Annotated in this window: 1 rRNA gene; it reads left to right on the top strand. The window is 64.9% G+C overall.

The features are described from left to right. A 16S ribosomal RNA gene (locus ACLIYP_RS30775) occupies positions 1-218 on the top strand; the annotation flags it as partial. Positions 219-521 lie beyond the last annotated feature (303 nt).

Below are 521 nucleotides of genomic sequence, written 5' to 3' on the forward strand. Positions count from 1 at the left end.
ATGAAGTCGGAGTCGCTAGTAATCGCAGATCAGCACTGCTGCGGTGAATACGTTCCCGGGCCTTGTACACACCGCCCGTCACGTCACGAAAGTCGGTAACACCCGAAGCCGGTGGCCCAACCCCTTGCGGGAGGGAATCGTCGAAGGTGGGACTGGCGATTGGGACGAAGTCGTAACAAGGTAGCCGTACCGGAAGGTGCGGCTGGATCACCTCCTTTCTAAGGAGCACTTCTTGCCGGTGTCCCGTGTGGGGGGCCGGCCAAGGGGCCAGTACACCGGCGCACGTCCGGTGCTGGTTGCTCATGGGTGGAACGTTGACTAGTCGGCCGGGTCCTTCGGGGTCCGCTCTCAGTACTGCCTCTGTGGGGGTGTGGAACGGATGCGGGGCCGGGATCCGGTCGGGCGCGCTGTTGGGTGTCTGAGGGCACGGCCGTACCGGCCGGGTCTTCGGTGCCGGCCCCGGTGTACTCCGCCCGATCGGGTGGGGGTGGCGGGTGGCTGGTCGTTGTTTGAGAACTGCA

The organism is Streptomyces nanhaiensis (assembly GCF_046614825.1).
GTDB classification, from domain to species: domain Bacteria; phylum Actinomycetota; class Actinomycetes; order Streptomycetales; family Streptomycetaceae; genus Streptomyces; species Streptomyces radiopugnans.